This is a genomic window from Vibrio sp. J383, assembly GCF_023503985.1.
Classification (GTDB): Bacteria; Pseudomonadota; Gammaproteobacteria; order Enterobacterales; family Vibrionaceae; genus Vibrio; species Vibrio splendidus.
This window is the reverse complement of sequence record NZ_CP097293.1, coordinates 1,432,111-1,447,634: the sequence shown is the minus strand read 5'-3', so window position 1 is coordinate 1,447,634 and position 15,524 is coordinate 1,432,111. Positions and strand designations below refer to the sequence as shown.

The following is a 15,524-nucleotide window of genomic DNA, read 5'->3' as shown; positions in this document are numbered from 1 at the left end:
ATGGGTATAAGTTCATAGGGCGTGTTGACCTTTCGTGGTTGAATTTTTTTCGAGATAAAAGCGTTTTAATCGCGGCGAGGGGGAAGTAGCCTAGTCATTCTAAGCAAATCTCCCTCAACAAAGAGTAAAACGCTTTTAGCCGAACCCTTCGGGCAGCGTTTGCTGGTCATTTCTACTACGTTATCGGCTTCTCATGTAGGTTTGCTACACATCAAAGCCTCTGCCTTGTATAAATACCCAGCAACTCGCTGCAAAAATCAGCTCGAAAGATCTACACGCCCTAGTAGAACTAATCTTTTGGTGGCGCTGGCGCTAAGACTTCACGGTTACCGTTATGGCCCGGAGCACTCACAATGCCTTGAGCTTCAAGCTGCTCAACAATTCGTGCCGCACGGTTATAGCCAATCTTGAATCGACGTTGTACGCCAGAAACTGAACCACGACGTGAATGGACAACGTGTTCTACCACTTGATCAAACAGTGGATCGACTTCTTCATCGCCTTCCATCTTCTCACCCGGTAACAGTGTTTCCGGGGTTTGGTCGCCGTTCGTGATCTCTTCAATATAGTTTGGCTTACCGCGTGCTTTCCAGTTGTTCACTACCGCGTGTACATCATCATCAGATGCAAACGCACCGTGTACACGAGTTGTGTGGCTTGAACCCGGTGGTAAGTACAACATATCACCCATACCCAATAATGATTCTGCACCACCTTGGTCAAGAATAGTTCTTGAATCCGTTTTGGTTGATACCGTAAAGGCAACACGTGTTGGGATGTTTGCTTTAATAAGACCAGTAATAACATCCACCGAAGGACGCTGAGTTGCTAAGATCAAGTGAACACCAGCCGCACGCGCTTTCTGCGCCAAACGTGCAATCAGTTCTTCAACTTTCTTACCGACTACCATGATTAAATCGGCGAATTCATCGACGACAACCACAATATAAGGCAGTTTTTCCAACAATGGTGCTTCAGGGTCCATGCTGTCGCCCGGCTTCCACAGTGGGTCATGAATTGGGTGACCCGCTTCCGCGGCCATCTTCAATTTGTCGTTGTAGCCTTTAATGTTACGAACACCGAGAGCCGACATCAGTTTATAACGACGTTCCATTTCACCTACACACCAACGAAGGGCGTTAGATGCATCTTTCATGTCAGTCACAACTTCAGACAATAGATGTGGAATACCTTCATAGATAGATAATTCCAACATTTTCGGGTCGATCATGATGAAGCGAACATCTTCTGGTGATGCCTTGTAAAGCATACTCAAGATCATCACGTTTACACCGACTGACTTACCAGAACCGGTTGTACCTGCAACCAGAACATGTGGCATCTTCGATAGGTCAGCAATAACCGCTTCACCAGCAATATCTTGCCCTAGAACAACGGTCGTTGGTGACTTCGCTTCTTGGAACTGAGGGCTGCCCACCACATCAGAGAAGAATACGGTTTGACGGCTCATGTTCGGCAATTCTAAACCAACATAAGGTTTACCCGGTATTACCTCGACGACACGTACTGCCAATGCAGAAAGCGAACGAGCTAAGTCCATAGAAAGGCCAGAAATACGGCTTACTTTGACGCCCGGAGCCAGATCGAGTTCGAATCGAGTGATGACAGGACCAGGGAAAATATCAACCACATCAGCTTTGATCTTGTAGTCCGCTAGCTTCGATTCAACAAGACGAGCGATCGCCTCTAGTGCATCGCGGTCAATAAAGGTTTCACGTTTTTCAGGGTGGAACAACAACTCAAGCGTTGGCAATGGTTCGGCAGGTTTAGGCAAGTTGACATCTTTCTGTACCAAGAATGGGTTTTGTGTCGCCGCCATGTTCGCTTGTGCTTCAGAGACAAGGTTTTGGAATGCCGCTACATCTTGATCTTGGTGCAGAGGCTCTTCTTCTATTACCTCTTCCCATGGAAGATCAACCGTTGGCTCTTGAGTTTGTTCGTTTGATTGCTCAAATTCTGAATTATTTTGTTGATTAACTAAAGACTCAGGTTGCTCTGCATTATCTTCTTCAGTCGATACAGACTCGAACGTTGTAGACTGTTCATAACTTTGTTCTTCAGCCACATCAAACGGTGATGCTTGTACTGAGAAATCGTCTTCGCTTGGTTCTTCTGGTTCACCCATTGGTGAAGCGTATAACGATTCAGGTTGAACATCTTCCGTATCAAATTCGCTCTCAACTTCTGGAGTGCGATCGACTGCTGACTCAGCACTTTCAAGGCCAATATCAGTAGGGATAAATTCTGGTTGGTCGTTCTGCATGTATTGTTGATACGCAGCCTGAGATTCGTGAGCATCAGTCTGATCTTGCTCAGCAAGATCATCTTGATACATAGCAGCGTTTTCTAACTGCTCAATAGTCGCGTTCAACTGCTTCGAGCGCTCAATACCTTCTTCTAAAGGCTCTTCTGGCGCTTGATAAATAGGAGCGACAGAGATAGGTTGCTCTGGTTTAGTTTCAGATTGAACTTGCGGTACTTCATAAGTAGGAGCCTCTGGCTTAGCTGGAGACTCTACTGGCATATGGATATTGTAATGACGCTTCTGTGTTGCACTATTGTCCAACGCATTTACGCCAGTGTCTGAAGAGTCGTTAGTCGCAGAGAAGCTCATCGTAGGGTCGAGCTGATCTTGTTCTGCTTCTTTATACCCTTCTATAGCCTTACCTTCGATAAGATTGTCTTCTAACGCAGGGACATCACGGAAAGTCGGCTTTTGATGACGTTCTGTTAGAGAATCTCTGTCTGTCGATTCTTTCAATTCAGGCTCAAGTAGCTCTTGATCTTGGCCACGAGCCTTATTAACAGCAGATGTAAAAAATTTAATGGCACATTCGCCTAGCCATTCCACAATACTTAACCAAGAAATTCCGGTTAATAGCGTCAAGCCAGCTCCCCATAAGAAAAGAAGAACCAGCGTACTACCGAGAACATTTAACGTGGGAAGCGCAAGGCTTGTTAGTACATCCCCCACGACGCCACCTGACGAAAAGTACCAAATATCATCGAAGTTGATCTCGGCTAGACCACAGCTAGTAAGAATAAGGACAGTAAGGCCAAGTAAGCGAGACCCCCACAACATGAAATCGATCTGCTCGTCTTCATTGCGTTTGCGGAACAACACCCACGCAGCAACTGTCACTAATATAGGAAGCGGGTAAGCCAGTGAACCAAATACGAAGAAAAGCGTATCTGCCAACCATGCACCAACGTAACCACCCGCATTTTGGATATCGCCACCCCAAGCCGTTTGCGACCACGACGGGTCTGCAGGACTAAAAGTTAATAACGCTACGGCAAGTAGAATAGAGAAGAGAACACCCAGAATCAGACTGCACTCTTTTAAACGTTGAGAGCCATTCAAACGAGGAGACTGAGGCTCTTCACTCGTTTTAATGATTGTTTCTACTTTATTACTGCTCTGCTTGAACATAAACCAACTTAATAATTAAACGGAATAAAAACATCTCGAGCGACTAAAGCCGCCCGTTTCAATGAAACTACTGTTGATTTAACCATATCAAACAGAAAAACCCAATTCCAGAAAGCAAGAAAGCGGAACAAATGTCCGCTTTCTTTCATTTCACCAATTGTGACTAACGAGTTTTAATCACAAGTTGATTGGTTTGTTTCACTTCTTCCATTACAACGTAAGTTCGAGTGTCGTTTACGCCCGGTAGACGAAGTAACGTATCACCCAGTAGCTTACGGTAAGCACCCATATCCGATACACGTGTTTTTAGAAGATAGTCAAAATCACCCGACACTAAATGACACTCTTGGATGTCATCCAGTTTCTGCACAGCGGTGTTGAATTGTTCGAACACATCTGGAGCACCACGGTTCAACGTAATTTCAACAAACACTAAAAGTGAAGCATCAAGATACTGTGGGTTCAGCAACGCTGTGTACCCAGTAATGTAACCTTGACGTTCTAAACGACGAACACGCTCAAGACATGGAGTTGGAGAAAGTCCTACTCGTTTTGAAAGTTCAACGTTTGAGATACGACCGTCTTTTTGCAACTCATTAAGAATGTTGCGGTCAATACGATCTAGTTCCTTGGACGGCTTCTTATAATTGTCTGCCATTTTTTATTCCACCTTATTACTTCCTTGCAAAAAAATATACTACAACTTTTTAATATTCGGTATCAAATTCTATCTGAACCTATCTATACTAGATATTAATTCGACAGAATTACCCTACACATAGATAAAACAACCATAATATAATGAGGAGTCAGGATGATCATTGGCGTACCGAAGGAAATCAAGAACCACGAATACCGCGTTGGTATGACCCCAGCTAGCGTGAGAGAACTAATCTCACATAGCCACCAAGTTTTTGTTGAAACCAATGCCGGTACTGGTATCGGTTTTTCAGACGATGATTACATCGCTGTAGGCGCATCCATTCTTCCTACTGCTGCTGACGTTTTCGCGAAAGCAGAGATGATTGTAAAGGTTAAAGAACCTCAAGCTGTCGAGCGAGCTATGCTTCGTGAAGGGCAAATATTATTTACCTATTTACACCTTGCACCAGATTTTCCACAAACGGAAGAGCTAATCAAGAGCAAAGCTGTCTGCGTAGCCTATGAGACTGTAACAGATAATATGGGTCGCTTGCCACTATTAGCACCAATGTCTGAAGTCGCTGGTCGCATGTCTATTCAAGCAGGTGCACAAACACTAGAAAAATCTAACGGTGGTTGTGGTCTTCTTCTTGGCGGCGTTCCTGGTGTTGAACCAGCGAAAGTTGTTGTTGTTGGCGGCGGTGTTGTGGGTGCAAACGCAGCACGTATGGCTGTTGGCCTTCGCGCAGACGTAACCATTCTTGATCGCAACGTAGATACGCTTCGTCGTCTTGATGAAGAATTCCAAGGTCGCGCAAAAGTGGTTTATTCTACTGAAGACGCTATCGAGAAGCATGTTCTAGAAGCAGACCTAGTGATTGGTGCAGTACTGATCCCAGGTGCAGCAGCGCCTAAATTGGTTACAAAAGATCACATCGCTAAGATGAAGCCAGGTTCAGCTGTTGTTGACGTTGCAATCGACCAAGGTGGTTGTTTTGAAACTTCACATGCAACGACTCACGCTGATCCAACTTACATCGTTGATGACGTAGTTCACTACTGTGTTGCTAACATGCCAGGTGCCGTTGCTCGTACTTCTACTTACGCACTAAACAATGCAACACTTCCTTACATTGTTAAGCTAGCGAACAAAGGCTACCGCGAAGCACTTCTATCTGATGAAGGTTTCCTAGAAGGTCTAAATGTAATCCACGGTAAAGTGACTTGTAAAGAAGTTGCAGAAAGCTTTGACCTAGAATATGTAGACCCAGCTGAAGCAATCGCAATGTTTAACTAATGATGTAATGACTAGCTGAGCGCAATAATCTTCTCGTTGAAGCGTTCAGTTAACTCATACACATTAAACAAAAAGCCAGTACGACATTATGTCGCGCTGGCTTTTTTACATTTATAGCTTTGTCTTGTATTTATAGCTTCATTTTTCATTTATGACTTTGTTTTGCGTTGATGAGTTTAGCTCGTAAAACACGCAACAGTTCTGTTTACTGATAACGCTAGACTTTAACCCCATGAATCAATAGGTTTCTTGGCGTAATACTGCGTTCACAGAACTCTTCAATCGAAGCTTCATAACCTTGTTCTTGCAGATAGATGGCACGATCTAAGGCCAACCATATCTCCAATGGTCGTCTAAAGACTTGTTGTACTAAGCTCAACTTCTCCATTTCCCAGAAAAGCGCCTCGCCTTGGGCTAAGTAGAAATCAAAATCGACGTCTGAACCAAGCGATACTTTTTTAACTTCAGATGCCCAGCGGCAGAATGATTCAAAACCCTTAGATAACTCTGACTTTTTAATGCTTGGCACTGGAATGTATTCGTCGATATGACGTTCAGCTTTGAGCAGTTTGCTGAAGCCCAAACGATAACTCATCTCTAGTTGGCGATGTCTCTTTACTCTTTCACCACCAGTGACGGTTTCTTGAAGCGGGATTCTTAAGTCGCTTTTGCTCAACGTTAGTGCTGAACCTTTGGCCACGGTAGACATAGCTTGATACACATCGCCTCGAATAAGGTGATAGCAACAAGGTGAAATTGTTACCGCCGATAGCCCATGTGAAACAGACTTTTTCACCAGTTCAACATGCAGATCACCACAAGCATGGAGCGCAACAGCATGTTGATCAGAGTTAAATACGCCATCTGCTTCCTCTGAAAACGCGTCACCTTGGACAAAGTGCATTTCTAATTTCTGGTCGTCTGCTACCTTTTGTCCGCTTTCACATAACGATTGTTGCCATTCAAAGCTAGTGACCTTTTGATCTGATTGTTGAGATAAAATTCGGCCCAGAAAACCTTTGCCAGAACACCACTCTAGCCACTCTTTACCATGATGGTGTTCAAGTGCAGCCTCTCCCATCGCCACGATTTGTTGCAGCTTTCTGCCGGGAATACCATCAGCAGTACCACGTGGGAGGTCTAATCCAACCAAAGCCGTATTATCAAACTGGATATTTTGGTTAGCAGCATCTAATCGAGGGAGGAAGCGAGTCAGTTCCTCGACCAAAAGCTGAGGCTGCTCTTTTAACGTTTGAATGCGCTCAATACTCAAACTTTCTAACCAATCGACAAGTGGGCGATTCACATCTTTCCATGGTTGATGGTGAGTTTGGCATAGATGAAAAGGCTCCGAACGCCAATAGACTTGGTGCTCTAACAAGAATGAGTCGAGTATTGTAAATCGTGAATGCATGCTTCCCCCTATGGTGCGAGGATTGTAGGGGTAAGAGGCCGAAATGGAAAGGAAGGATACAAATCGAGGCTATAGGGACAGGCTATCAGTAAGTAATACCAATCACGGAAAGTCAGTGAACAGAAGTAGCGCAGGTAAAGGCTTGAGAACAAGGCAGCTCTGTTCGGCAAGTCGTTTCGATAAGTACTTATTCTGCAATCAAAAGTTCTAACAACGTTATCGAGCGTTTTAACAAGCTAGGGTGACCAGTTATTTACTACGATTGGTATAAACCAAAACCGAGTTCAAATGAAAACGGCCTGTAAACAGGCCGAATAGGAATCGAATTAAAGACTGTGCCCCTTAGCGAACAGGCAGGTCGATGTCTTTAAACATCTCTTCGATTTCTTCATTCGATTTCAAAGAAATAGCTTGTTCAACCACAGGACGAGTTAAGTGCGGAGCAAAACGCTCCATAAAATCAAACATGTAAGAACGCAGGAAAGTGCCTTTTCTAAAGCCAATGCTTGTGGTGCTAGCACCAAATAGGTGACTCGCATCAATAGCAACCAAATCTGTATCCTGCTCGTGGTCAATCGCCATACTTGCGATTACACCAACTCCGATCCCCATACGAACATAAGTTTTGATTACGTCTGCATCCGTTGCGGTAAATACAACTCGAGGTGTTAATCCTACTTTGTTGAATGCAGTATCAAGCTCGGAACGGCCAGTAAAACCAAATACATAAGTCACGAGGGAATAAGCAGCAAGATCTTCAATCGAGATATTTCGTTTCTGTGCAAGAGGGTGATCTTTCGTTACCACTATCGAACGGTTCCAATGATAACAAGGCAGCATAATTGCATCTTGATATAGGTGCAGCGCTTCCGTTGCAATCGCAAAGTTCGCAGTCCCTTTAGCGACCGCTTCTGACATCTGGCTTGGTGTACCTTGGTGCATGTGAAGCGACACTTTTGGATAACGTGCCGTGAAACCTTTAATCACATCAGGGAGCGCATAACGAGCTTGAGTATGAGTGGTTGAAATATTCAATGTGCCCATCTCAGGATGAGTATGCTCACCCGCTACTGCTTTAATACTCTCTACACGTGCTAAAATCTCTTGAGAGATACGTATAATATCCTCACCGGCTTGTGTAACCTGGGTTAAATGCTTACCGCTACGTTCAAAAATCTGAATGCCTAGCTCGTCTTCAAGTAACCTAACTTGCTTACTAATGCCGGGCTGAGATGTATACAAACTCTCTGCTGTCGCTGAAACATTTAGGTTATGGTTTAGAACCTCAACAATGTACTTCAGTTGCTGTAACTTCATATCTAACCTCGTAATCCTTTACTCATTTCTGCGCTAACTTATTTGCAAATAGAGCTTTATAGTCTCGTGTAATATAATTAATAGTTATAACGCTTCGAGAACCAAAATGACAGAAATAATGAGTTTTTCTAGCTTAACAAACAAAAACATCACTAACGCTTTGCAACCCACACCTCATTCTCATACATTAGTTGGTAAGTTTTGATTGCCGATTGTGCTCAACAAGAGATAATCAGAAATTGCAATTTACGAGTGCCGATACACAATGGAATCGTGTATCCTCTCAAGTTAGCTATAGAAAACAACAAGCAGACACAAATATATGAATATTGGTTTAATAATCGCCTTAGTCGCCGTTCTTTTGGTGTTGGTTTTAGGCTACAACATCATGCTTCAATACAAAGTTAAGGTAGAAACAGCGAAGAAACAGGAAGCTTCTCGTTATCTAACCATTATTGACGGAACAGAAGAGTTGATTGGCAATGCTCATCACATGCCGTTTAGCCAAGATCTTCTTATATGCTTAAACAATCGAATTCTTGATGCGTTAGAAAACATGTATCAGCTCGATCCCAAAAACAAGCAGCTTGCCCAACGTATTGAAAGCGTAAAACAACAAATCACTCAGCTTAAAGAGAACTACCAAGGTGGTGAAAGTACTACCTTCCGCGTTCCAAGCAGTGACAAACAAGCGATCATGATGCTGAAGCTAGTTAAGCGCCTACGTGATACGGTCCGTAACGAGCACAATAAAGGCCGCTTCGAGACTCAAGCTTATGTGGTTGAAAACGCTCGTTTAGAGACGATTCAAATTCGCATCAACATCGAAAATGTTATCAAGCGTGCAAACGACTCGATTTCTCGCGGACAGCCAGGCACAGCAATTCAGTTACTGCGTAAAGGTATCGACGCATTAGCAACTAAGAACGATTCATACTCTACTCAAGCGAAAGAAAAGCTTCAGCAGATGCTTAACGATCTTGATCAGAAGCGCCAAGATAAAAACGCGCAAGATTTACAACAGATTGAATCTAAAGAGCGTGACGAAGACATGGACGCCCTCTTCGGTCAGAAAAAGAAATGGTAACTGTATAACGCAATACTTAAAGGCCGCTTATTTACATTAAATTAGCGGCCTTTTTTGTAGCTGTTGAATTTCCTTTCTCTGTATAGGGAGATCTCTTGAGCTGTGATAAAATCCCGCATTATCAACAAACTTGCCCTGACCATGTATCAAGAATTATTAGCTCCAATCCACTCTTTTCTTAAAGCTGAAACGCCAGATTCATGGATCGATGAAGCCAAAAAGCCTGAAAACCTTCACATCATTCTACGCGATCACATGCTTTGTGAGCTTAAGGCGGCACAGAGTGCTTTGTTCCTTATCCGCAAGTACGCAGTTGATAAAGAAAGCGCAAAGCAACTGAATGAATGGATTTTGCCCTACGAGCAATTTGCTTACCGTCGTATCGGGGACTTAGAGTCTCTGCGTGGTAAAAGCAACGTATCAAAGCAAATTACAGCGAAAGAAGGCTGCAATTACGGCGCTGACCTGATCGATAAAATGGTATTGCTGATCAAAGAAGAGCTGCATCATTTCTACCAAGTCATGGAATTGATGGTAAAGAAAGGCGTCACTTACCAACCGATTGAAGCGGGTCGCTACGCTAAGGGTTTAATCAAGCAAGTCAAAACTTACGAACCCGATGCTCTAGTTGATAAGCTCATCATCGGTGCTTTTATCGAAGCTCGCTCTTGTGAGCGTTTCGCTAAATTAGCTCCATTCTTGGAAGAAGATATGGAGAAGTTTTACGTATCTCTGCTTCGCTCAGAGGCTCGTCATTACCAAGATTACCTTGAGTTAGCAGAGCAAATCGCAGGAAAAGATATCTCAGAACGTATTGCTCATTTCGCGCAAGTAGAAGCGGATCTTATCACTTCAGAAGACAGCGATTTTAAGTTCCATAGCGGCGCTCCGGTTTAGACTAGGCAAGATAACTCAAGTCCAGACCAATTCAATGCCTCGTACACAAATGAAAAGGCCTCGTACACAAATAAGAAGGCCAGCAATTTGCTGGCCTTCCTTCTTATCCGAATAGCTTTCTGATGCAAACTTAAGCTAGCGTACCGTTGATCTCTGCAAGTACAGCGGCAGGGTCTATCGCTTGAGTGATAGGGCGACCGATAACAAGGTAGTCAGAACCTGACTCAATCGCTTTAGAAGGCGTCATGATTCTCTTCTGATCACCAACATCAGCACCTACAGGACGAATACCAGGAGTTACTAGCTTGAATTCTTGGCCAAGTGCACCTTTAAGCAAAGAAGCCTCTTGTGCCGAACATACAACGCCGTCTAAGCCTGAGTTTTTAGTCAGAGATGCCAAGCGCATCACCTGCTGCTGTGGCTCAAGATCCAAACCAATACCCGCCAAGTCAGATTGCTCCATACTTGTCAGTACTGTCACGCCAATCAGCAACGGACGATCTTTACCATACGGTTCCAAAATTTCGCGAGACGCCGTCATCATGCGCTCACCACCACTTGCATGTACGTTCACCATCCAAACGCCTAGTTCCGCGGCAGCTCGCACAGCTTTTGAACATGTGTTCGGGATGTCGTGGAATTTAAGATCCAAAAATACTGAGAAACCACGTTTATGCAATTCACGAACAAATTCAGGACCAAACAAGGTAAACATCTCTTTGCCCACTTTTAGACGGCAGGATGCAGGGTCAATACGATCAACAAAGGCTAACGCATCCGCTTGGTTATCATAATCCAATGCTACAATGATTTTTTGGTCGTTCATTTCATCTCCTAACGCAGTTAACTTTCTACAAAATATTTATACCAATCAGGCCATAAATAACAGTCATAAAAATGCAGCCCGAAAGCTGCAATTAATAATTTGGTCTTAAAATGACCACAAATCTATTCACCATCAAGCCCACGAATAGGCTTGATCGTTCCCCACCCCTTACATGAAGGGCAGTGCCAATACATTGAGTGTGTTGAGAAACCACACTGACGACAACGATAATGAGGCTTAACCTTAAGTTGTTCACCAACCATAGATTGAAGTGTGGTTAAGCTGTCTTTCGCACGACCTTCTTCTGCTTCCGCTAGGTGATAATCGATTAATCGATAAAAACCCTTCATGGTTGGATTTTTGACTAGCTGCTTTGTTAGTAGCTCTTGAGCAGAACCAACATCTTCATGGTGAGCAACCAATTGAGCGAGCATCAGTTCAGCGGATACACCAGCTTTATTCTGAATACAAGCTTTAAGGAACTCGACCAATTGAGCCTCTTGCCCAAGCTTGTGGTAACACTCAGCAAGGGTTGGCAACACCTCACTAATAAAGTCGATATCTTGCTCGAGTACCGACTCCAAACAATCGATTGTCTTTTGGTAGTCTTCGTTCGCTAAGTGGAACTTGCCTAGAGCAATGCTAGCACGAACACATTTAGGGTCTTCAGAAAGTGCCTTTTTGAAATTCTGAAGCGCTTTAGAGCGATTACCATCGGCTTGCTCTTGCATCGCAAGTTCACACCAGAAATGTGCAACGGTCGCGCGCATCTTCATTTTCTTCTTACCGAGCTTAACTAGGATATTTCCGTAATGAATAGCCTTGTTCCACTCTCGAGTTTGCTGATAAATAGCAACCAACTGCTGTAGAGCACCCTCTTTGTGATCTGGTTCTTCTACAAGCTGTTCAAAGATTTTTTCGGCGCGATCAAGAAAGCCAGAGACCATATAATCTTTAGCTAATTGTTGTAGTGCGAGGTTTTTCTGATCGAGAGTAAGCCCCGAACGGGAGATAAGGTTTTGGTGGATACGAATAGCACGGTCGACTTCACCTCTAGAGCGGAACAAGTTGCCCAAAGCTAAGTGAGTATCGATGGTTTCATTGTCGACTTGAAGGAGTTCAATGAAGTGATCAACCGCTTTGTCAGACTGATCTGACAGTAATAGGTTCAAACCCGTCACGTATTGACGGGAAATCTGGTGTGATTGTTTCTGTTTTTCTTGCTGAGCATTACGATTACCCATATACCAACCGTAAGCGGCGGCAATAGGTAAGAGCAAGAACAGTAACTCTAACATCAAATAAGACCTTTAAGCTTTGGTATCAGCAGCTACCTGCTTTGATTGCTTATTGAGTTGTTTCTTCAAACGATGAATTCGCAGTTGAGATCGCATGTGCATATTGCCGAAGACTAACCAAGCAAGACCAAAACCTGAAACAAAGACAACACCTAACAAGCTTGATAGGTGAAAATCACCTTGCGCTAGCAGATAGTTGAAATTCACACTTGTTTGGTTTTGAGAGCCTAAAGCCAGTGCAATTAGGAAAAGTGCGATAACGGCGACTATTTTTATAATTTTCATAGTTCATCACTCATTGGTTAGTTAGCTGTACGATTATGCAGGAAAATTACTAATCAGACCACCATATTATGGTCATAAAAAAGCGGCATACATTATAGTATGCCGCTTTTCTTAATTCCGATAAGTAGTCTACAGTCCTGAGTTTACTCGTTCGCGTAGCTCTTTACCTGGTTTAAAGTGAGGAACGTATTTGCCTTCCAACTCAACCTTGTCACCAGTTTTAGGATTACGTCCAACACGAGGTTCACGGAAATGCAGAGAAAAACTGCCAAAACCGCGAATTTCGATTCGATCACCACTTTCTAGTGTTGAAGCCATGTGCTCTAAAATGTCTTTTACAGCGTCTTCAATTTCTTTTGCAGAAAGGTGCGTTTGCTCAGCGCACAGTCTTTCAATCAATTCAGACTTAGTCATAGTTACCCTCGTTGGTTTTCTTTTTAGAAATTATAGACCTATCGGAAAAATAAGCAAAAAAAAAGGAGCCTTGCGGCTCCTTTCTTGGCTATATAGCTATAATTCTCTTAATGAGAAGCTATTATTCGCCTTTAGCAGCTTTGAATGCGTCTGCCATTGCGTTACCGAACGCGCCTTCATCAGACTTGTTCAGTGAAGCCATTGCTTCTTGCTCATCAGCTTCATCTTTAGCTTTGATAGATAGGTTGATTACGCGGTTCTTACGGTCTACACCAGTGAACTTCGCTTCAACGCTGTCGCCAACGCTTAGGATTAGAGATGCATCTTCGATACGGTCACGAGAAACTTCAGAAGCACGTAGGTAACCCTCAACGCCTTCGATTAGCTCGATAGTAGCGCCTTTCGCGTCAACTGCAGTTACAGTACCGTTTACAAGAACACCTTTCTTGTTGTCAGCAACGTATGCGTTGAACGGGTCGTTTTCCATTTGCTTAACGCCAAGAGAAATACGCTCACGCTCTGCATCTACTGCTAGAACAACAGCAGAGATTTCGTCGCCTTTCTTGTATTCACGTACAGCTTCTTCGCCGGCAGCGTTCCAAGAAATGTCAGATAGGTGTACAAGACCGTCGATACCGCCTTCTAGACCGATGAAGATACCAAAGTCAGTGATAGACTTGATCTTACCAGTAACTTTGTCGCCCTTAGCTTGCATTTCTGCAAATGACTGCCATGGGTTAGCTTTACACTGTTTCAGACCTAGAGAGATACGACGACGTTCTTCGTCGATATCAAGAACCATAACCTCAACTTCGTCGCCAACATTAACAACTTTAGAAGGGTGGATGTTCTTGTTAGTCCAATCCATTTCAGAAACGTGTACTAGACCTTCAACGCCTTCTTCGATTTCAACGAAGCAGCCGTAGTCAGTTAGGTTCGTAACACGACCAGAAAGTTTGTGACCTTCTGGGTAACGCTTAGCGATTGCTACCCATGGATCTTCGCCAAGTTGCTTAAGACCTAGTGAAACACGAGTGCGCTCACGATCGAACTTAAGAACTTTAACTAGGATTTCGTCACCAACGTTAACGATCTCTGATGGGTGCTTAACACGCTTCCAAGCCATATCTGTGATATGTAGAAGACCGTCAACACCGCCAAGATCAACGAATGCACCGTAGTCAGTAAGGTTCTTAACGATACCTTTAACTTCAGTACCTTCTTGTAGAGTTTCAAGAAGTTCGTCACGCTCAACACTGTTTTCAGATTCGATAACAGCACGACGAGAAACAACAACGTTGTTACGCTTCTGGTCTAGCTTGATTACTTTGAACTCTAGCTCTTTGTTTTCTAGGTGAGCAGTGTCACGGATAGGACGTACGTCTACTAGAGAACCAGGAAGGAAAGCACGGATACCGTTAAGTTCAACAGTGAAACCGCCTTTAACTTTACCGTTGATGATACCAACAACAGTTTCAGCTTCTTCACAAGCTTTCTCAAGTACGATCCAAGCTTCATGACGCTTAGCTTTCTCACGAGAAAGTTGAGTCTCACCGAAACCATCTTCAACAGCGTCTAGAGCTACGTCTACTTCAGCACCAACTTCAACTTCAAGTTCGCCAGCAGCGTTCTTGAATTGTTCAGCAGGGATAGCAGATTCAGACTTAAGACCAGCATCTACAAGAACGAAACCGTTCTCGATAGCTACTACAGTACCTTTAACGATGCTGCCTTGTTGGAATTCAGTTTCAGATAGAAACTCTTCAAAGAGTTGAGCAAAAGATTCAGTCATTATTTAATCTTCAATAATTAAACGTCCATGGGTATCCTACCGCATGGGGTTGATAAATTCGCCGGTCATCATCCTTGCGACCAACGTTCGTACTAGCTCGGCGAAATTACCCAGCCAGTTTCGATTCAATATAGTGTAGTGCTTTTTCTACTACCTGCTCAATATTCATTGAGGTGGAATCAAGCACTAGAGCATCCTCTGCAGGGCGAAGTGGCGCCACTGGGCGATTACGATCTCGGTCGTCTCGCTCTTGGATCTCGCTCAAAAGGTCGTCAAATTTAACATCTAACCCCTTCTCTTGCAACTGTTTAAGGCGGCGACTCGCACGCTCTTCAGCACTTGCATCTAAAAATATTTTCGCTTCAGCTTCAACAAATACAACGGTTCCCATGTCACGACCGTCTGCAACTAAACCAGGAGCAGCGCTAAAAGCACGTTGACGACGAAGCAGTGCTTCACGAACGCGAGGTAAAGCTGCTACTTTTGAAGCTGCCATGCCAGTTTCTTCTTTGCGAAGTTCACCAGACACATCTTCACCTTCTAGGATAACCTTAACTAAGTCGCCTTCAGCAATAAACTGCACGTCTAAGTGTGTCGCAAGCGGTACTAAAGCATCTTCTGATTCAGTATCCACACCATGGTGAATTGCCGCTAAAGCCAATACGCGATAGATCGCGCCTGAGTCTAGAAGATGAAAGCCTAGCTTATCTGCTAGCAACATACACAGGGTACCTTTACCTGCACCACTTGGTCCATCAACCGTAATCACTGGGCTTTGAGAAGGCATCTTTTACTCCACGT

The 15,524-nt window shown here is 43.8% G+C and carries 13 protein-coding genes; 3 read left to right on the top strand and 10 right to left on the bottom strand.

Annotated features, from left to right (window positions below):
* Positions 1-289 precede the first annotated feature (289 nt).
* Both M4S28_RS06565 and lrp read right to left on the bottom strand, forming a co-directional pair.
* A complete protein-coding gene (locus M4S28_RS06565; RefSeq protein WP_249632541.1) occupies positions 290-3,454 on the bottom strand; it encodes a DNA translocase FtsK 4TM domain-containing protein in 3,165 nt (1,054 codons plus the stop codon).
* A gap of 163 nt (positions 3,455-3,617) precedes the next feature.
* Positions 3,618-4,112, bottom strand: a complete 495-nt coding sequence (lrp, locus tag M4S28_RS06560) for a leucine-responsive transcriptional regulator Lrp (RefSeq protein WP_004734558.1) — start codon at positions 4,110-4,112, stop codon at positions 3,618-3,620.
* A 156-nt stretch (positions 4,113-4,268) separates the two neighbouring features.
* Here lrp and ald point away from each other — a divergent pair, with 156 nt between their 5' ends.
* Positions 4,269-5,393, top strand: coding sequence for an alanine dehydrogenase (gene ald, locus M4S28_RS06555; RefSeq protein ID WP_004734559.1), 1,125 nt, complete (start codon positions 4,269-4,271; stop codon positions 5,391-5,393).
* 217 nt (positions 5,394-5,610) lie between these two features.
* Here the strand turns inward: ald and M4S28_RS06550 are convergent, their stop codons facing one another.
* Positions 5,611-6,807 (bottom strand): methyltransferase, encoded by a 1,197-nt coding sequence (locus tag M4S28_RS06550; protein WP_249632540.1) that lies wholly within the window; start codon positions 6,805-6,807, stop codon positions 5,611-5,613.
* Between the two features lie 342 nt (positions 6,808-7,149).
* On the bottom strand, positions 7,150-8,124 hold the full coding sequence (gene cysB / locus M4S28_RS06545; protein ID WP_009848858.1) for an HTH-type transcriptional regulator CysB: 975 nt from the start codon (positions 8,122-8,124) through the stop codon (positions 7,150-7,152).
* 322 nt (positions 8,125-8,446) lie between these two features.
* On the opposite strand from cysB, the gene M4S28_RS06540 reads away from it, so the two are divergent.
* The gene (locus tag M4S28_RS06540; RefSeq protein WP_004734562.1) at positions 8,447-9,211 is read left to right on the top strand and encodes a hypothetical protein; all 765 of its coding nucleotides are present in this window, start codon (positions 8,447-8,449) and stop codon (positions 9,209-9,211) included.
* Between the two features lie 102 nt (positions 9,212-9,313).
* Positions 9,314-10,108, top strand: coding sequence for a tRNA isopentenyl-2-thiomethyl-A-37 hydroxylase MiaE (gene miaE, locus M4S28_RS06535; RefSeq protein WP_017080436.1), 795 nt, complete (start codon positions 9,314-9,316; stop codon positions 10,106-10,108).
* A gap of 130 nt (positions 10,109-10,238) precedes the next feature.
* On the opposite strand, the gene pyrF is transcribed toward miaE, so the two are convergent.
* The 6 genes from pyrF to cmk form a co-directional block, all read right to left on the bottom strand.
* Entirely contained in the window at positions 10,239-10,934 is a 696-nt protein-coding gene (pyrF, locus tag M4S28_RS06530; RefSeq protein WP_017078954.1) for an orotidine-5'-phosphate decarboxylase, read from the bottom strand.
* Between the two features lie 122 nt (positions 10,935-11,056).
* Entirely contained in the window at positions 11,057-12,232 is a 1,176-nt protein-coding gene (lapB, locus tag M4S28_RS06525) for a lipopolysaccharide assembly protein LapB (RefSeq protein WP_114633217.1), read from the bottom strand.
* Between the two features lie 12 nt (positions 12,233-12,244).
* Positions 12,245-12,517: a LapA family protein gene (locus M4S28_RS06520; RefSeq protein WP_004734544.1), complete on the bottom strand. Its 273-nt coding sequence runs from the start codon at positions 12,515-12,517 to the stop codon at positions 12,245-12,247.
* Between the two features lie 129 nt (positions 12,518-12,646).
* On the bottom strand, positions 12,647-12,931 hold the full coding sequence (gene ihfB, locus M4S28_RS06515; protein WP_017073307.1) for an integration host factor subunit beta: 285 nt from the start codon (positions 12,929-12,931) through the stop codon (positions 12,647-12,649).
* Positions 12,932-13,052: 121 nt separating this feature from the next.
* Entirely contained in the window at positions 13,053-14,723 is a 1,671-nt protein-coding gene (gene rpsA / locus M4S28_RS06510) for a 30S ribosomal protein S1 (protein WP_017057038.1), read from the bottom strand.
* Positions 14,724-14,829: 106 nt separating this feature from the next.
* Positions 14,830-15,510 carry a (d)CMP kinase gene (cmk, locus tag M4S28_RS06505; protein WP_249632539.1) on the bottom strand — a complete coding sequence of 227 codons (681 nt, stop codon included), beginning with the start codon at positions 15,508-15,510 and terminating at the stop codon, positions 14,830-14,832.
* Between the last annotated feature and the right edge of the window lie 14 nt (positions 15,511-15,524).